At 64.0% G+C, this 17,370-nt stretch carries 17 protein-coding genes and 1 pseudogene; 8 read left to right on the top strand and 10 right to left on the bottom strand.

Annotated features, from left to right (window positions below; translation table 11 throughout):
- Positions 1 to 137: 137 nt before the first annotated feature.
- From QRY02_RS19790 to QRY02_RS19760, 7 genes are read right to left on the bottom strand one after another with little or no spacing between them, the layout of a single operon-like run.
- Positions 138 to 1,946 (bottom strand): recombinase family protein, encoded by a 1,809-nt coding sequence (locus QRY02_RS19790; RefSeq protein WP_285993008.1) that lies wholly within the window; start codon positions 1,944 to 1,946, stop codon positions 138 to 140.
- Positions 1,936 to 2,100: a hypothetical protein gene (locus QRY02_RS19785; RefSeq protein WP_285993007.1), complete on the bottom strand. Its 165-nt coding sequence runs from the start codon at positions 2,098 to 2,100 to the stop codon at positions 1,936 to 1,938. The genes QRY02_RS19790 and QRY02_RS19785 overlap by 11 nt, the downstream gene beginning before the upstream one ends.
- On the bottom strand, positions 2,097 to 4,223 hold the full coding sequence (locus QRY02_RS19780) for an FtsK/SpoIIIE domain-containing protein (protein ID WP_285993006.1): 2,127 nt from the start codon (positions 4,221 to 4,223) through the stop codon (positions 2,097 to 2,099). Before QRY02_RS19780 ends, QRY02_RS19785 begins: the two co-directional genes overlap by 4 nt.
- Complete coding sequence (locus tag QRY02_RS19775; RefSeq protein ID WP_285993005.1) at positions 4,216 to 4,914, bottom strand: hypothetical protein; 699 nt, start codon at positions 4,912 to 4,914, stop codon at positions 4,216 to 4,218. Before QRY02_RS19775 ends, QRY02_RS19780 begins: the two co-directional genes overlap by 8 nt.
- The gene (locus QRY02_RS19770) at positions 4,911 to 5,240 is read right to left on the bottom strand and encodes a hypothetical protein (RefSeq protein ID WP_285993004.1); all 330 of its coding nucleotides are present in this window, start codon (positions 5,238 to 5,240) and stop codon (positions 4,911 to 4,913) included. The genes QRY02_RS19775 and QRY02_RS19770 overlap by 4 nt, the downstream gene beginning before the upstream one ends.
- Entirely contained in the window at positions 5,237 to 5,572 is a 336-nt protein-coding gene (locus tag QRY02_RS19765) for a WhiB family transcriptional regulator (protein ID WP_285993003.1), read from the bottom strand. The genes QRY02_RS19770 and QRY02_RS19765 overlap by 4 nt, the downstream gene beginning before the upstream one ends.
- Complete coding sequence (locus QRY02_RS19760) at positions 5,569 to 5,757, bottom strand: helix-turn-helix domain-containing protein (RefSeq protein WP_084093921.1); 189 nt, start codon at positions 5,755 to 5,757, stop codon at positions 5,569 to 5,571. Before QRY02_RS19760 ends, QRY02_RS19765 begins: the two co-directional genes overlap by 4 nt.
- 156 nt (positions 5,758 to 5,913) lie before the next feature.
- On the opposite strand from QRY02_RS19760, the gene QRY02_RS19755 reads away from it, so the two are divergent.
- Positions 5,914 to 6,294, top strand: a complete 381-nt coding sequence (locus QRY02_RS19755) for a helix-turn-helix domain-containing protein (RefSeq protein ID WP_020640049.1) — start codon at positions 5,914 to 5,916, stop codon at positions 6,292 to 6,294.
- A gap of 174 nt (positions 6,295 to 6,468) precedes the next feature.
- Here QRY02_RS19755 and QRY02_RS19750 read toward each other — a convergent pair whose 3' ends face one another.
- Positions 6,469 to 6,930 (bottom strand): hypothetical protein, encoded by a 462-nt coding sequence (locus QRY02_RS19750; RefSeq protein ID WP_285993002.1) that lies wholly within the window; start codon positions 6,928 to 6,930, stop codon positions 6,469 to 6,471.
- Between the two features lie 236 nt (positions 6,931 to 7,166).
- Here QRY02_RS19750 and QRY02_RS19745 point away from each other — a divergent pair, with 236 nt between their 5' ends.
- The 3 genes and pseudogenes from QRY02_RS19745 (at position 7,167) to QRY02_RS19735 (ending at position 9,807) form a co-directional block, all read left to right on the top strand.
- Positions 7,167 to 8,426, top strand: coding sequence for an IS701 family transposase (locus QRY02_RS19745; RefSeq protein WP_502874218.1), 1,260 nt, complete (start codon positions 7,167 to 7,169; stop codon positions 8,424 to 8,426).
- Between the two features lie 137 nt (positions 8,427 to 8,563).
- A pseudogene (locus QRY02_RS19740) lies at positions 8,564 to 9,460 on the top strand (transcriptional regulator); the annotation flags it as partial.
- The gene (locus QRY02_RS19735; protein WP_285993000.1) at positions 9,457 to 9,807 is read left to right on the top strand and encodes a signal peptidase I; all 351 of its coding nucleotides are present in this window, start codon (positions 9,457 to 9,459) and stop codon (positions 9,805 to 9,807) included. The pseudogene QRY02_RS19740 and the gene QRY02_RS19735, both read left to right, overlap by 4 nt.
- Here QRY02_RS19735 and QRY02_RS19730 read toward each other — a convergent pair.
- Complete coding sequence (locus tag QRY02_RS19730) at positions 9,796 to 11,277, bottom strand: helix-turn-helix transcriptional regulator (protein WP_285992999.1); 1,482 nt, start codon at positions 11,275 to 11,277, stop codon at positions 9,796 to 9,798. The two genes, QRY02_RS19735 and QRY02_RS19730, sit on opposite strands and share 12 nt — an antisense overlap.
- Before the next feature lie 418 nt (positions 11,278 to 11,695).
- Here QRY02_RS19730 and QRY02_RS19725 point away from each other — a divergent pair, with 418 nt between their 5' ends.
- The 3 genes from QRY02_RS19725 to QRY02_RS19715 all read left to right on the top strand — a co-directional run bounded on the left by QRY02_RS19725 (position 11,696) and on the right by QRY02_RS19715 (position 15,278).
- Entirely contained in the window at positions 11,696 to 12,037 is a 342-nt protein-coding gene (locus tag QRY02_RS19725) for a helix-turn-helix domain-containing protein (protein WP_285992998.1), read from the top strand.
- An 82-nt stretch (positions 12,038 to 12,119) separates the two neighbouring features.
- Positions 12,120 to 12,947, top strand: coding sequence for a Scr1 family TA system antitoxin-like transcriptional regulator (locus QRY02_RS19720; protein ID WP_285992997.1), 828 nt, complete (start codon positions 12,120 to 12,122; stop codon positions 12,945 to 12,947).
- A gap of 1,062 nt (positions 12,948 to 14,009) precedes the next feature.
- Positions 14,010 to 15,278 carry a PDDEXK family nuclease gene (locus tag QRY02_RS19715; RefSeq protein ID WP_285992996.1) on the top strand — a complete coding sequence of 423 codons (1,269 nt, stop codon included), beginning with the start codon at positions 14,010 to 14,012 and terminating at the stop codon, positions 15,276 to 15,278.
- 93 nt (positions 15,279 to 15,371) lie between these two features.
- On the opposite strand, the gene QRY02_RS19710 is transcribed toward QRY02_RS19715, so the two are convergent.
- Positions 15,372 to 16,298, bottom strand: a complete 927-nt coding sequence (locus QRY02_RS19710; protein ID WP_285992995.1) for a PIN-like domain-containing protein — start codon at positions 16,296 to 16,298, stop codon at positions 15,372 to 15,374.
- A 122-nt stretch (positions 16,299 to 16,420) separates the two neighbouring features.
- On the opposite strand from QRY02_RS19710, the gene QRY02_RS19705 reads away from it, so the two are divergent.
- A complete protein-coding gene (locus QRY02_RS19705) occupies positions 16,421 to 17,257 on the top strand; it encodes a hypothetical protein (RefSeq protein ID WP_285992994.1) in 837 nt (278 codons plus the stop codon).
- The last annotated feature ends 113 nt before the right edge of the window (positions 17,258 to 17,370 follow it).

Below are 17,370 nucleotides of genomic sequence, written 5' to 3'. Positions count from 1 at the left end.
TGCTGCCGCCGCGGAAGGCCCCGGTCCGGTCGTCGCCGATGATCGGGTCATTACATGAGGCGATGGGCCAGATGGTACGGGCAGCCTGACCAGCAAAGATAGACGAACGTCGGCTGGCGTTGGACAACGGCGCGCAGCTATGATCTGTCGCATGAACACGCATCCTGAGCAGGGATGCTACGAACATGTGTTCGAGTCCCCCCTCGGACACACGCACTATCTACACCCGGGCTGGTCGTCGCATAGACGGCCAGCTCTTTTGGTTCGTAGCGTAGCTCTAGGTTCAGCGCGCGGTACAGGCGGCTCATGCCTGCCGTGGTCGCGTCGGCCAAGGTCCCGCAGACGTCGCCGAGAGTATCGATCCTCGCGTAGATCTCGGCGCGGCTTACCCTCGAGTCGGCCGGAACGCTCTCTAACTGCGCTTTCGCAGCGGCTCGTTCAGCCTGTGCCTGGTTCATTGGGTCGACGAGTGCTTCGGGCTCGACGCCGGCCGCGATCGCTGCCTGATACCGCTGTAGCCGCGCTTCAGCATCCGCCAGCCGGTTTCGCGCCGCTTCCAGCGGACCACCGTTGGCCTGACTGCCGTCCGACCCAAGCAGCGCGGCCGCCGTCCGGTCGCGGTTATCCGGGTGGAACAGCTCATGAAGCCATCCGTTGATCGCCTCGACAACCACGCCTTCGCGGAGGTTGACCGTCTTCGGGTGATCTTCCAGCTTCTGCGAGCCCGGCGCCATAGTCCGCGAGGTACAGCGGTAGTAGGCGCCCTTCCGGATAGTGGCGCCCTGCATCTTCCGGCCGCAGACTCCGCATCGGACCAGTCCGCGCAGCAGATACGACCGGGCGGTGTTTCGGGCGCCTCGCTCTGCCTTGCGCGCCGTCTTCAATCCGCCCGCCGACTTCGACCGGCGCAAAAGCTGCGCCTGCGTGAACGTTTCTACGGACACGATCGCCGAATGTGCCTGTTCGCGCGACCTAACAATCCGGTCGGGCGTGGCGCGCTTGAAGCGCACGACGTGGCCAGCGGCAACGTCCTCCGGGGCAAGCAACGTCTCGTGTTTCGTCCAGCGTCCGAAGATGGCGTAGCCGGTGTATCGCGGGTTATCGAGGATCGCTCGTACCGAGCTGCCTTGCCAGCCGTCGGCAAGCCGGTGCCGGTTCTGATCTCGCCGGTGCGCTGACGGGCAAGGAATGCCGTCACGGTTGAGCAAGTTGGCGATCGCTCGATCGCCGTTGCCGTCCAGGTACTCGGCGAAGATTCGCCGCACCACGTCCGCCGTCGACTCGTCGAGCGCCAACACTCGCAGCTTGAACCCTTCCGCAGCTTTCCGCGGGTTCGGATGAGGACCACTGTCGACGACGACGTACCCGTACGGCGCCCGGCCACCCTGGTGCCGTCCTTCATTGATCACCTGCGCGTCCATCGCCGCACGGACGCGAGCCTGAACGTGCTGGCGTTCGGACTCGCTCATTCCGCCGAGCACGCTCATGAGCATCTTGTGGGACGGGTTCCGCGGGTCGTACTTCCCGCCCAGTTCCGGCACCCACAGATCGACACCGTAGGCAGCGAACTTTGGCGCGATGAGCGAGAACTGGTTGCCGAACCAACACCGCGTGCCCTCGCCGACGACGATCGCGTCCCATCCGCGGCGCGGATTCTTCAACTCGGTGAGCAGCCGCGCGCCCTCGGTTCGCCGTTCCCACGGGACGGAGCGCGACTGCCCGATGTCGAAGAACTCCGCCACGATCTGCCCGCCGAGCGGCTCGACGAACTTGCGAGCGTTCCCGAACTGCCAGCCGCGCGAGGTCTCCGGGTCCTGGTTGTCCTCGGTCGAGCACCGACCGTAGGCCGCCAACGCCCCGATCCCGTCGTCCGCCACGTCGGCGACCTCAAGCCCCAGAATGTCATCCAGTGTCGCCCACGGGTCGCTGATGATTTCAGCTGCCACGATTCACCTCCTCGGCCGGAGCGTCCAGCGCCGGCACCTCAGTAACCTCGATCAGAACGGCCAGCAGTGCACGCGCGACGGCAGGCGTCAGCTCAGGCAATCCCGCAGGTAGGATAACCCGGATCTGCGGATCTTCGGAACGGTCGGCGTTCATCGCTGCCCGTCCTCGTCTGCCGTGCTGGCGCCCGTGGTCGCCCGGCTGACCGCACTCCTAATTTCAGCCGTCCGATACCCGCGGACCTGCCGGGTCTCGCCGTCTTCGCTGGTAACGCGGTCTCGTGTCGGCCGGCATCCCACCTCGGCCATCTGCTGCGCGAATGTCCGCGAGTCGACCTCCAAGACGTCCAGCAACTCGGCCGTCGGCACGAAGTCCCTGCCGTCCGGCCCGAGATCGTCTCCCAGGTACTCGACGAGCGATGCGAGCACCTCGGGTAGTTCACCAGGCGACTTAGCTGCCTGACCTGCACCGATTGCCTTGACCGCGGCCGCGTGGTCGAGCACCGGCATGGTGTCTTGCCCGGCCGCGTGGCCGGTGAGTGTCCCGGCCGCCTCGCGCAGCGTCCGGCCCTGCTCGCAGATGGTCCGCCAGTCCTCGTTCGGCATGTAGTAGGTCCGAACCGTCATGGCCAACACATCGGCGCCCGCTGACGTGTCGCCATCCGGCCGCAGGATGCCCACACCCTTGTGCGAGGGCAGCAGCCGGCTGGAGTCGAACCCTCGCGTGTTCATCTGTTCGCCGAGCACGATGTTCGAGTCGCGCCAGTCCATCACCCGCAGGGCGAACCGCGATCCGAGAACTGCACGCAGCCCGGACGGGATCGTCTTCGAGTCCGGCCGTTGCGTCGCCAGCACGAGCACGATCCCAGCGGCTGGCCCTTTCTTCGCCAGCCACGTCAGCAACTCGCCGACGTACTCACCAGCGGTGAGCTTCTTTCCTTGCACGTCAACGGGCGTGCGATCCTCCAACGGAACCTGGACCTCATCGATGAAGATCGCGGTGATCGGCATGTTCAGCGCCTTGTCGCGGGACATCTCCGGCGTCACCTTCGACTCTGGACACGTGAGGTCGTCCAGGTCGCGCATCCGCCGGAAGCGCGACTGAACCTCGCCGACCAGCTCGATCAACCAGTCCACGAGCGCCAGGACGTGTTCGGGCTCGTCGCCGGACATGAACCGGTGCGCCACCAGGCCGGCCGCGTCCCAGTCCTTCCCGGCCTTGAAATCCGCCACGTATAGCCGTACCCAGGCGTCCAGGATGAGCCCGGCCGCCGCGAGCCGGGCGGCGAAGGTCTTGCCCTGCCGGGGGATGGCACCGACCAGCAGGGACGTCCACACCAGCGGCAGGTCAATCCGCCGGTCCCGAGCATCCCGTCCGAACGGGATCGGCCGCCACGCATCCCACTGCGCCACGCCGAGTAGCGGCGTCCGCAACGGCGATGAGGCGTACGGGTCCTCATCAGCCACCCACATCGACACCCGTCCGGCATGCCCACCGTTGCCGCGGACCCGTTCGACGATCAACTGGACCTCATCGACGGCAAGCGCCGACGCGAGTGCATCCCGGTTCTTCACCACGTCGGCCGCCTTGCGGGTGGCTGGAAGATCGACGGTGACCGCCCAGCCGTCGCCGACACGCGTCGCGCGATCGACGAGCCGCAATGCCTCGTCCTTGCCGATCAGCTTCGCGTCCCGGAACGCGTCCACCAGTACCTGCGGGTCCATGGTCCAGGTCAGCGTCCGCGGCCCGGCAAGCGCCGGCTTGCGACCAGGACTGCCGTCCTTCTTGCGTCCGAGGATCGCGAGAGCCACGGAGGCGGCGGCCCCGCCGATCCACAGAGGATCGGTGCCGTACACGAGGTCAACGATGGCCACTGCGACGGCTGCGACGACCAGGACGGCACCGGTCACCTTCCAGCGGAACAGGGTGAGCGCCCGAATCTCTGTGAACTTGTCGGCGAGCTTCTCCGACTCCTCGGCCGCCGTCCGGTAGTCCCGGACGGTGACCCACCCACGCCACCACCGCACCCCGACGACCAGCCCGCGAACAACCGCGCCGACGTACCGCCACGGCGACTTCACCAGCCCGACGACGGCGTCTTTGCCCGCTTGAACAGCCTGCGGCTTGCTCTTCAGCCACAACGGCACCCTCGGCGAGTGCCGACACCATCGAACGAAGCGGTTCGTCTTCGACTCCCGCCGACGCGGTTGGGGCAACGTGTCGTCGATCAGTTCGCCGTCGAACACGGGATCGGCCTTGACCGGCAATGAGTCAGCCATTGGCCACCTCCGCCCGCAGCGCCCGCGCCAACCGAGGCGACAGGCCACGCGAGCACCCGGTAGCCCGCCGCACCCACGCCGGCGTGATCTCGACGTCCGGCGTCCAGCTCTCCCGAGCGATAGCGAGGTAATCGGCGAACAGCACGCGCCGCTCAGCCTTCGCAGGCGCCTCAGGGCTGGCGTGCCGTTCAGCCGCGACCAGCACGGCATCGGTGAGCTTGTCCCGCAGGTCGGTAATCGCCTCGACGGCGACGAACACGACGAGCGGCGGCACCGAGTGCAGCACGATGGCGGCAGCCTCCCCGGCCGCGAACGACGTCCAGGTGTTCATGACGTACGTGGCCGCGAGCGTGAACCACTTCGCCCGCCGCACCCAGACGCCTGTCCGGACCTGGTACCGCGCGGTGACCTGCTCGGCCCGCAGGATCGCGAGCAGTACGAGCGAGACGGTCGGGTCCAGCACCCACGCGGCCAGCCACGGCAGCGACCCCGGCCGTGTCCCGGCCGACGCGAACCCTTGAACGTTGGTCATCGTGAACGCCAGCCCGAGCACGATCCCGGACCAGCACATCCAGTCGACCTGCCGCCGCACGCGTTCGATTCGCAGCGCCACGACGTCCGGATCGGACTGGTAGGCGCGTACCTCTGCGGCTTCGGCGGCGTCCTGCGCGAGCCGTTGCGCCCGGTTCATCGCCGACCACCCCGCTTCGACGTGTCGACGGTGGTCACCGTCATTGCGCGGGTCAGCGCGTAGGACGCGAACAGCGCCGGCAACCCGAGTACGGCGAACAACAGCCACGGGCTACGCGGGTGAGCGATCACCACCCATTGGACGGCGACAATCAGCCCGGCGTTGAACAGCACCCGCCCGACCAGCGACACGAGCCGCGCCCCGCTCCGAGCAGCCTCGGCAGCGGCCTTCGCCCGGCGGGAACCCACCCGCCAGACCCAGAACAGCACGAGCAGCACGCCGACACCGGCGAGGATCTGCGTGGGTGTCACGGTGAGTCCGTTCATCGCGCACCCCGATCGGTCCGCTCGCCACGCCGCAACCAGAGCGGGTACAGCGCGCGCCGGTCGTCGTCGGTCATCCCGCCCCAGACGCCGACCGTGTCGACGCCGGCCGTCCGCAACTCCAATTCCAGGCACTCGTCCCGGACAGGGCACCCGCCGCACAGCCGCTCGGCCAGCTCGCCGTCGCTGTCAGCGTCGGGTGGCCCGTCGTCCGGCGGGGGCCACATGCAGATTCCTTCGCTGGTGACGACGTCGGTCAGGGCTTGGGTCGGAACCCAGCGCAGCCGATCCAGCCGCCACGCAATCCCGATCAGGCGCAGTTCGTCGGCGCTCACGCGGCACCTCCGGCCTGACGCGACCCGAGCAGACGGGCCAGCTCGGTCGACGACACACGAAGCCCGGAACGGCACCGGGTGGCGCGCAGCTCGCGCGTCCGGATCGCCCGGCTCACCGCAGCGCGGGAGACGCCGAGCAGCCAGGCCGCTTCTCGAATGGTGTGAAAGGTGATGTGCGAGTTCATGAGAAAGACCAATCTGATGATTTCAAGACTATATTGTTGATTTCAGCTCTTCGACGGGCGCGTTTGTCCGACGCGCCGCCAACGAAGTGCTAGGCGACGTGGTGAAGGCTTGAAGAACCGCTAATCTCGGCGCTGAGGCGGAGCGCGGAGGAATACGTGACGGAGGACTGGGCGGCAGTCGCCAAGGCCATCAACATGCGCGTGAACGAACTCGGCTGGCGACAACGCGAGCTGGCCGAGCGATCGCACGTGTCGCAGGCGATCGTGCGCGAGCTCCAGCACCACACGGTCGAGCGCCGCCGGAGCGCGCGCACGCTCGAAGCGCTGTCGACCACGCTCGGCTGGCACCCACAGCACCTGTTGGCCGTGCTGCAAAACCGCACCCCGCCGCACCCGGACGAGCCGGCCGACGACGGCCACGAGCTGTGGTCCCGGCTGGACGCGCTGGAACAGCGCCTGGCCGAGATCACCGACCGGCTGGAGGACGTCCAAACGAGCCTCGCGACCGTGGTCGAGCACGTGAAGCCGAAGCGATAGCGGAGGGCGATTCGGGCTGGTGAACCAGGTGATTTCCATACCTAGAATTCAAGGCCGAAACGACTTCCGATCCCATGCACAACCAGTGCAGAAGCAGTGCGCAACCACTGCATATCCGCTGCACAAGAGCGCTTCGGGGCTGCAATGAGCGGGGTAGGCGGTTGGACCGGACGATCAGCTTCGGCGCTCCAATCCGCGTTGCGGCTGAGCAATGAGAAATTCGCCGAGAAGCTCGGAATCGGCGCGCGTACGGTCGCGTCCTGGCACCAGAAGCCAGACCTTCGCCCGCAGTCCGAGATGCAGCAGGTCCTCGACACCGCGTATGAACGGGCATCGGACGCCGAGCGAGCCCGCTTCGCCGAGCTGACCGGCGACGAGCCGGCCGCCCACACGAGGCCGGACACCAAGGAAGCCGACCGACGACTTGCTGCGGACCCTCACATCGGTGCAGCTCTCGAATGGCTCGACCAGCACGCCTACCAAAGCCCTGGTGCCGCGCGCCGCGCCGTCGCCGAGCAGGCCGCGCGCGTCGACGCGCAGGAGGCGTACGCCCGGGCCACTCGCCGCGCGTGGGTCGACCAACGCGCCGTGACCGACGCGCTCGCCGCGTACTACGGCCGGCACCCCGGTGACCACGGCTTGTACGCCGGAAGCTGCGGTGGCCAGGCCGTGAACACCAGCATCCTGACCTGCGCTGATTGGCTCGACCTGGCGTGCGAACTACGCCCGCCGCACGACGGGCTCACGATCGCGAGCGCCCGGCCCGACTCTCGGGAAGTGCTCGACGAGCACGCGACGAATGCAGCGGTTAGTAGTGCTTTGTTAGGTGTGTCGTTGTGGCTGGTTGGGCGTCGATGTGATCTCCTGTGCGGGTGCTTCCGGAGGAGATGGACGAGGTTCGTCCGGTGATCGAGGAGTTCGCCGGGCGGATGTTCGGCGGTTTCGCGCGGCGTGATCAGCGGGCGAAGGGGCAGTTGTATCTGCGCGGGCTGATGCTGGACGGCAAACGCAAGTCGATGCAACCGATGGCCGAACGGCTTGGCGTCGATCACCAGCAGTTGCAGCAGTTCGTCACCACCTCGACCTGGGACCACGTCGAAGTCCGGCGACGTCTGACCGGATGGGCCGGTGAGTTCGTCGACCCCGACGCGCTGGTCATCGATGACACCGGGTTTCCCAAGGACGGCAAGGATTCCCCCGGTGTGGCGCGGATGTACTGCGGCGCATTGGGCAAGACCGGGAACTGCCAGATCGGGGTCAGCGTGCACGCGGTCACCGACTGGGCCTCCGCCGCGATCGACTGGCGGCTGTTCCTGCCGGAGTCCTGGGACGACACCAAGGCCGCCGACAGCGAGACCGCAGCCGAGATCCGGCGGCGACGGGCCCGCAGCGCGATCCCGGACGAGGTGCGGCACCGGGAGAAGTGGCGGCTGGCGCTGGAAATGCTCGACGAGATCATCACCGAATGGGACCTACTGGGCCGGCCGGTGGTGGCCGACGCGGGCTACGGCGACGCCATCGAGTTCCGGCTCGGCCTGACCGAACGCGGCCTGACCTACGCCCTCGCCGTCAGCCCGACCGCGACCGCCCATCCCGCCGAGGCGGTGCCGGTCACGCCGGCATGGAAGGGCACCGGCCGCCCGCCGCAGCCGCGCTACCCCGACCCGCCGCAGGATTTGAAGTCCCTCGTGGTGGCCGCCGGGCGATCGGCGGGCCGGTACGTGGTCTGGCGACACGGGTCACGCAAATCCCCCGGCGACCCGACCGCGAGCATGCGATCACGGTTCCTCGCGCTGCGGGTCCGCCCGGCCAACCGCAACATCCCCCGCGGCATCGACGGCAGCCTGCCCGAATGCTGGCTGCTGGCCGAGTGGCCGCCCGGCGAACCCGGGCCCACCGACTACTGGCTCTCCACCCTTCCCGCCGACACGAAGCTGCGGGACCTGGTTCGACTGGCCAAGCTCCGCTGGCGCATCGAACACGACTACCGCGAACTCAAAGACGGCCTCGGCCTGGACCACTTCGAAGGCCGCTCCTGGCTCGGCTGGCACCGCCACGTCACCCTCGCCGCCGTCGCCCAAGCCATCTGCACCCAGCTCCGCCGCACCCCAAAAGCCCCTGCGCAGGCCTGACCCTCTACGCAGTCCTGCGCGAACTCCAAGCCCTGCTCGCCGCCTGGACAGGCGTCTGCCACACCTGCCGACAACCCGTCCAGACCCGAACCCCAAGACAGAAGCCCCAGCTCAACAGCACCTAACAAAGCACTATTAGCCGGCTGGCCGAGACGGTGGCCATGAACACGCGGCTCATGAACGCGCCGCTCTACCGGCTGTTGAGCACGGACATCCGTGAACGCCACCTTGGCGGCACGTTCGGCGTGGACCACTTCGTCCACTACGCCCTGACGATGGACCTGCTTGAAGGCGAGCTGCTCGACGCGCTCGCGGCCGACAACACGACGTCGCTGCCCCTGCGTGATCGCTACCTCCCAGACGTCGGCGCTGTCCTGGACGTCGGCGGCCGACTCTGCGCAGGCGGAGCCCTGGCCCTGACGGCCATCGCCCGGCCGGCCGACCCCTACCGCGGCGAAGCCGACTACGTGCTCTTGGTCCAGGAACGCTCCGGCCACGTACTCAACGCCACGCGCCGGCTCGCCGTCATCCCGAAGGGCTTCCACCAGCCGCTCACCGATGTACGACGAGAAACCCAGATCGGCGCCACCTTGCGCCGAGAGATGGAAGAGGAGCTGTTCGGCCGACCAGACGCCGACAACACTGTCGCCGACACGCTTACCGCGGACCCGATGCACCCGACCAGGCTCACGGAGCCGATGCGCTGGCTCCTCGACGAGCCCGGCCGCCTACGGATGGAGTGCACTGGCTTCGGCTTAAACCTCGTGAGCGGGAACTACGAGTTCGCCAGCCTCATCGTCATCGACGACGAAGAATTCTGGACACGCTACGGCGGAGTGGTCGAAGCAAACTGGGAATCCGCGACTCTTCGTCAGTATTCGACTACGGATGCGGAACTCGTCACCGAGTTGTTGGGTGATGTAGCGTGGAGCAACGAAGGACTGTTCGCCATGACGCAAGGTCTTCGACGCCTTGCGGAAATCGGCGGAGAGCGCGTGAAACTGCCCGCGATCGAATGGGAGATAGGCCAGTGAGCGACGGTTGGACCGCCGGCAACGCCAACGACGACGCGGCCGACACGCGCGGCTGGTTGGTCGGCCACTTCATCGACCCGTCGCAGGGCGTCCGAGCCTCCAAGGACGTCGAAGTCAAGTGGGGTAGGCACCCTGCGGGGGACAAGCGCCCCGAGTGGACCTCCGACGACCACCGAACAACGCTGGTGATGCTGATCTCCGGCGAGTTCCGTGTAGAGGTCACCGGCGGTGGCAAGATTATGACGCGCCAGGGTGACTACGTGATGTGGGGACCGGGCATCGACCATTCTTGGGAAGCGTTGGCGGATTCGGTCGTCCTGACCGTTCGCTGGCCCTCAGCAACTTAATTCGACGGCGGGAATCTTCACCCGATCACCGCCGATCTCGGCGAGCCGACGTAACCCCTGGAGAAACGCGAACAGTCCTTCGTTGCTCCAGTTTTCGTCACCGATCAGTTCGGTGACCAAGGCGCCGTCGAGCGTCGAATACTGCTGCAGGCCAGCTGCCTCCCAGTTCGCCTCAACGTCGCCACCGAACCGCGGCCAGAACCCCTCATCCTCGATCGCGACCAGGCTGGCGAACTCGTAGTTCCCGCTCACCAGGTTGAGCCCGAACCCGGTGCACTCCATCCGCAGCCGGCCGGGCTGCTCGGTCAACCACCGCATCGGAGCGGACAGCCTGGTCGGGTGCATGGGATCGGCGACCCTGAGATCTCCGGCGGACCGGTCGACATCCGTCCTGCCGAACAACTCTTCCTCGATCTCACGGCGCAGCGTGACGCCGATCCGGGCGTCCGCTCGCCGGTCCGCGAGCGGCCCATGGAAGCTCTTCGGGATCACCGACAGACGGCCGGCTGTGTTCACGACCTGCGCGGATCTCTTCTGAACCAGCAGCACGAAGTCAGCGTCACCACGAAACGAGTCCGCCGGCCGTGCGATCGCTGTCAACGCGAGCACTCCACCCGCGCAGAGGCGGCCGGGCAGGTCGAGTACAGCAGCCACGTCCGGCAGCTGCCGGTCCCGGAGCGGCATGTGTCTTGGACGCGCGGTGCGACCGCTCGCCAAGTGCTCGATCAACTCGCGTTCCAGCAGGTCGACACCGAGGGCGTATTCAAGGAACGACGCGATCCCGACCTTCGCCCGCAGTGCTCCGGGCTGCGGGTCGACCTCGAGCAGCCGGTACAGGGGAACGTCGGTGATCCGTATGCCGGACGCAGTTGCGTCCGCGAGACGCTGCACCGCAGCTCGCTCGTCGACCGCCGCCTGTGGCCGCGCGCCGCCACTCTCGAAGGCGGTGTGCTCGCGCGTGACCGTCAGCGGGCAGGCGAGATCCAGCCACGCCGGCCGCGTAAGAACACTGGTGGTCACCTCCACCGGACCGCAGCGCGCGGCGTATGGCCGGTGGTCGCTGGTCGGCGGCCCGTAGTACCCAGCCAGGGCATCCGCGATGACGCTTCGCGGTGGATTCGGCCGGTTCCGAGGTGAGGCGGCTGCGTTCGCGTACACGTGTTCACGGGCTCGCCCCAGCGGCCACCCGGCGTGCCGATCGAGCCACGTGAACACCGGCTCGAACGAGTCATCCGGGCTGAACTCCCGCGTGACAGCGCTCGGGCCGATCAGGGCTTCCAACTCGTCTCGCGAACGACCGAGCACGCTCGCGAGCTTCGGCCAGAGGTAGGGGAGTGGCACGTAGTCGCCCGCCTCCCAGCGAGCAACGGTCGACCGGTCGACGTGCAGCACGTCCGCCAGACCCTCTTGGGTGAAGCCAGCGACCTTGCGAGCTGAGATCAGCCCATCGCGACGTCGCCCTATGGGCATGACCAACCTCCAACCCTGCGTGACCAGATCAATGTAGCAGCAGTAACTGCAGCTCAGAACGGCTAGCGCGCCATGCGCGCCACACAACTGCCGCACTGCTGCGCTGGTCGTGGAACCTGACACCCGTTTGACTGATTTCATCAGTCGCGAGGTCGAAGGGAGGGGACGTGACAGGCACTAGCTGCAGGTCGGTGCACTCAGCGCTCTACATCAGCTGGTACCGGTGCGTGCTCGACGGACTGACGCACGCGGTCACGGACGACGAGTTCCTGCGCGGCATCCGCCTCCAGGAAGGCCGGTACCACTCTCTCTGCGGCCACGAGGTACTGATTCACTCCTGCCTGGCACCGGCCGACCGTTCATGTCCGACGTGTCGTGAACTCGTGAACACCTCCGCGCGCGTCGCGGTGAGGCGACGATGACGCCGATCTCGCCCACATCGCGAACGGACCTCGACGCGCTGTTGCTCCAGCCGGTCCGCCTGTTCATCACCTGCCTGCTGGCCGACACCAGCTGGCGTCGGCAACTCGCCGTCCAGCAAGCTTTGGGACTTCCCACGCCCGACCTGGACCTGCACGTCGAGTTCCTGCGCGCGGCTGGCTACCTCCAGTGCCGTGCCGAACCCCGCGAACTCCGCCTGACCTCGCTGGGTCTGAACCGGCTGTTGGACCATATCGGCGCTCTGAAGACGGTCGCGGCAACAGCCGGCGCTCTGGTCGCCGAGGTGAGAGCTGCACTCCCCGCCGAGAGCCCGCCCTGACAGCAAGCCACCCAACCGCCGTCCTCAATCCGCAGCCACGTGCGCGTTCCCGCCACCAACAGCCCTCAGCAAGGACCCGAAGATGCCCAAGCCGATCATCCGTCCGCCCGCGACCGTTGCCGTCAGCAGCAGCCTGCGCGACGCCCGCAAGCGCCACGGAATCGGCCTGCGGAGGCTGGCCGAGAAGATCGGTGTTCATCCCGCAACGCTCTCGGCCTGGGAACTGGGCATCAAAGTCGCGCCGCCGACGGCCGTGGCCTGGATCCTCGGATACCTCCGGGTCGAGTCGGCAGAGTACGACCGGGTGATGGCGCTCGCCCCGTGCGCTGGCGCCGCGAACCTGGTCGACCAGTCTGATCCGCAGCTAGGGCATCTGCTGTGGACGTACGAACAGCTGTCAACCCGGGTCGTGGAGTGGGCACCGTCGTGCATTCCGGATCTTCTCCAGACGCGGGCGTATGCCGAACGAGTGCTCGACAAGGCCGCGGTGCAGGACGACCGCAGGGACATGGACCTGCTGAGCCGCCAAGTCCGCCAGCAGGCCCTGAACGAGGGGACCCGTCGCTACGTCTTCCTGGTTAGTGACCAGGCACTTTACGGCTTGGACGACCTGCACGAGGAGCAGATCGAACACCTTCGCGCGGTGGCGCAGCTCAAGCACGTGACTGTCCGGATCGTGCCGTCAATGGAGACCGGGCTGAGGTCGATCGGCGCCTTCACGCTCTTCGAGGATCGATCCCATCCGATCGCGGTAGTGATCAGGCACCACCACTGCAACACTTACCTGACGGGCCGGAAGGTGCTGAGCCGCTACCACGACACGACAAGCGCCCTTCTGCGGCGCGCGTTCGATGAGTCGGCGGGCACGTCCGCGTTGAGCGCACCTGTGCAGATTCGAGCGTCGCGGTGACGGCGACGATCTACATCGATCCGTTGTTAATCCAGCCGGTAATCGATGGGGAGTGGCATCGAACCCGCCTGACGGAGATCCCCGCACCCGGACAGGTGATCACGATGCTCTGCGGGGCCTCCGGCGCCGTGGTGTTCGAACCATCCGGCGAGCGCCGAAGCCGCCGAATTCCGCGACAGTGCGAACGCTGCGACGTCATCTATCGACGTGAGCAGGGGATTCCACTCCGGCAAGACCGGCCGCGTCGCCTCTGAGTTCCTGCCCCTCCGCTATCCAGCTCGTTGTGACGGCGTCCGCCGCCGATTCGAAGTCGGCTCCACACGGCAGCTTGGAAGCTCCGTGACGGATCCCGCGATGAACCGTCCCAGCTGGCCCAAGCAAGGTATTAGCAGGTAGACCGTCCTTTTGAGCCGTCACAGCCCGTGTGACGGCTTGCGAGCCAAGTTGTGACAGTCGACTTCTGTGACCACTTACGTGACAGGAAGGTAAGCTGCAGGGGTCTTCGTCACGAGAAGAGTCACGAATGCGAGGTTCGTGGGGTGGCGCGACCGGTTTGCACGGTCGTGGCATGACGCTGCCGCGTCCGGGGGATGAGAGCGCCCAGCCGTATACGACGCCCCCGCGTGTGGCCAACGCGCCCACCGCGCTCGGCGATGCGATCCGGCTCGGGTACCTCGGTCATGACCGGCGACGCCGTCGAGAAGCGCGGACGCGGGCCACGTCGTTTGCTGTGCCAGGCCGACCGCGGCGCACGCCAAGATGCGCTAGTCGGCCAACAACTCACCGGCGGTGCCCAAACTACGGAAAACGCTGAGACGTCGAGCTCCGTCAGGGCTGCCCATAACATTTAGGCAGAAGCTACTCGGCTCTTCGCAGACCCTCTCGATTCTTCGCGTGTTTGCGATACCACGTCGCAACTTTCCTGGCGGGCCACAAAGTTTGCCCCGATGGTATACGGTCGGCCGCAATGGTGTAACGCTTCAGTATAGTCTGTAACGTCGCCTTAACTAGATGCGACCCCGAGTGAGTAACTCATTTCGGCCGAACGGGCGGGAGCGGGTAGTGGCTGCGAAGACGATCACTCTTCCCCAAATTCCAGGGGTTGGGGCAGAGCTGGAAGACTACGTTGCAGCGTTATTTCAGGCTTCGGGCTACTTCGTGGAGAAGAACATTGTAGAACGAGCGCCCGATGAAGTGTTAGAACTCGACATAGTGGCCACATACTACTCGTCTGCCGGTGCAGAATCGATGATCGTAGAGGCTAAAGGTGGAAAATGGGGGTATCCCGACATATTCAAGGTAGTTGGATGGATGCGTTACCTGGGGCAGCGACAAGGTGCTTTTTTCGTCAAGAATGGAAGCAAGGATGTTGAGCAAGTTCGAGCACGGTTCGACCCACTTAACGTCAAATTTGTCGACTTGGGCGACTTCTCTGCCGCCATTGAGATATTCAAGGACGCGGGACTTGGAATGCCATCTGGCAACGGTGATGTTGCACTATGGCGATACTCGAATATGATTGAGCGGAGAATGACCTCCAAGTTGATGGCGTTCATGAAATCAAACGGCGACAAGGAGGGTCCCAGGGAGATCGTCAACTACCACCGACTCGTGAGCAACGGCGTATTTTTTGCGCAGACAGCCTTGGATACTGTGGCATTGCTGTATGAGGCGTACAAATCACACCCCAAACTCTCGCTGGCTTGTGCTCGCGAGCTAGAGGGTGAACCGTTTGACGCTTTCGATGTTAGCGGGCCGAGCGTGTTGATTAGACGAGTGTTGCTGGAAGGTAGTCCGGTCCTTCTTCAAACGTCTCTATATGCGGAACATCGAGCCCGGCTTGCGATACTGCGCGGTGCGGTTAATCTTCTGATGCTGGAAGGCGAATTGGGCCTATCGGATGCGACGTACGATTCATTGCCGTCATCCTTCTGTGATGGAATAGCCTGGTTGCGGAAGAGGAAGACCTATTTCAGGTACCCAGTTCTCTGGCAGCACTTATTGTGGGGGTGGGGTGGCTTCTATCTTACTCATAAACTCGACGATGAGTATAAGTGGATGTCATCTTTTAGTGGTGTTCCGCGCGATGAGATACCCAGTGCCTTGGCTGCTTTCGACAAGTTCTTTCCGATCGACGGAGGCTGGTTTGTTGAAGCTGGCCGGTCGGATATTCTAGCTGTTAAGATGATGCCCATGGCGTTTCAGGGGCTCGGTGTTCATCACAGGGCGAAAAGGTATGGCTACGCAAGCGTAAATGAATTTGGAGGCGCAGCCTATACGATCACTAATCTAGCGCGCTGGTATGCAAACACCTTCGACTTCCTCTCATGACGAGCTGAGGGGCCGGGTGTCGCCGGCAAGAGCGACTTGCAATTGTACGGCTGACAAAATCGTTACACGCCTACGTGTCCGATTGCTATAAATCTACCCAAGTCTCTTTCGAAGTTCCTGAACTGATTCCGCAATACGCGCACCCTCTTCTAATGTTGCATTGCTGACCTGAGTATGTGAGTAATTGCTTACCAGTACAAGAAACTGACTTATATTTATTATTACAAGCTTGCAGTCGGCGCGCTGCTGCGCCTCTAGTGCAAGCTCCGGCCGTGGTCCAAGTGTACGTCCACGCACTCGGAGGACCCAATCAACTTTTAGGCTTCCGGTCACAAGTAGCAGGTACCTCGGCTTTTGGGTGGCGGCCTCGTTGAGAGTCTGATCCCACTGTAAGTAGTCCCCCGTCGCATCATCTTTGGCGGCCGCACTATAGCCAGGTGGAATTCGGTTGTCGATCCGTCGTTTTGCTTCGTTGATAGCTTGTTCGTGAGAATCTGCATCGTAAGGTTCCCCAACTCTTCCCGAAAAAATTGACTCAAGTCGGCGAAGGATTGGATCTCCGGTAGTTGGATCAAAGTCTTCTCGTTCGGATTCAAGATCTCTGATCATTTGATTGGCGGAGTCGATGTCTGGAGTCAGAAATCCAACTAGTCGGTCTTTGTCTTCGGTCGCCATTCCAATTCGATTGGCAAATGCTCGAATCTGATCAGTTGCGCGCTGAGTTGCTGCGTCGTACGCCTTCAGGGCTGTCATTGCGTCATTATAAGAACGACCACGATCATCGATGATCAGCAGTCGGTGTCGGTGGAATTCTAGTGCTGCTTGGTGGGAAAGCCAAAGTCTGCCGCTCACATTGGCGAGTGCTGACATGAGATGCTCGCGTGCATTCGAGCTGTAGAGGTAGAGAGTTAGAAGGACATCCGTGTCTACGGCAATCATTCCTTCTGATATGGCCCTCTCTTGATCTGCAACTGTCGGCGGAATAAGATGCGAGAACTGATCGGCGAGGCCCTTGTTCACGAAGTGTGTCTCCTTGTTGTTGTGGCTATTCAGATCAGTATGGCGAGTCTAGTTGCCTGGCAGTCTAGCGTCTATCCTAACTAGGACTTGCGGTAGGGGGAGGGTGGCAGTAGCGTGTATGTGTGGCAACTCTCAGCGACCATGAATTGCACTTGGCGGCTCATAACTTCTTGTCCGAAGGTATGCCCGTCGATCTGCGAAGTAAGCTCGTAGGTCAAATCTCAAACATGCCGGTGGAATGCGTCGAGGCTCAGAATGCCAAGAGTGCTGCAGAGAATGCATCGGACCATATGCTAATTTATGCTAATGCAATCGATCGGCTTCTTAGGTTTGGCTTACAAGAGTTCGATCGCGCGGATTCGCATCCGCATTCTGAAGACCTCTATCGCGCTGCTATAATGTTTGCCGGCGCTGGGCTGGACCGAGCTCTGAAAGCTCTAGTAGCTGACGCATTGCCTGCGTTGGCAAAGGTAGACGAAGTGGTCCAAGTAAAACTATCCATCTTTGCAGAAGCCGCGATCTCTGATTCGGGAGGAGTTGGCGTAAGTCCAGTTGCACTGGTGAAGTTCCTCCTGGGCTCTGGAGCTTCTCCGCGTGAAGTCTTTGCTGAAAATTGGGTGCAATCGCTGACCGCTGGTAGTGCCCAATCCACGCAAAGGCTAGAGGAAATTGCGGGAGCTCTGGGCGTAACGGAACCAGCAATAAGGAAGCGAATAAAGGCCACTAAGACAAAGTCTTCAATGCTTGAAAAGGCGTTCGTTGCGCGGAATCAAGTTGCGCACGACTTGGATATCTTGCGACCTTGGGATCGTAGTAGCGACGATTCCAAAAGTGACATTCAGCGTCGTCGAGATGCTGCCGAGATCCGGGATTACGTGACAGAATTAATGGATGTTTGCCAGTTGATGATCAATGACGTTGGGAGGCGGTTGGGGGGCGCACGTACATCCATTCAGTAGGCACGATTGCAAAGTGCTGAACGCGCGCCGCATTAACGGTTTTGATGGTCATGAGGGGCGGTGAAGCACCAAGAGTGGACCTGGCAATGAAGGCCGTGAAGGCCGCACTGCGT

It is taken from the genome of Amycolatopsis sp. DG1A-15b, assembly GCF_030285645.1.
Lineage (GTDB): Bacteria > Actinomycetota > Actinomycetes > Mycobacteriales > Pseudonocardiaceae > Amycolatopsis.
The sequence above is the reverse complement of the archived record's forward strand: the minus strand, read 5'-3'. Positions and strand labels throughout refer to the sequence as shown.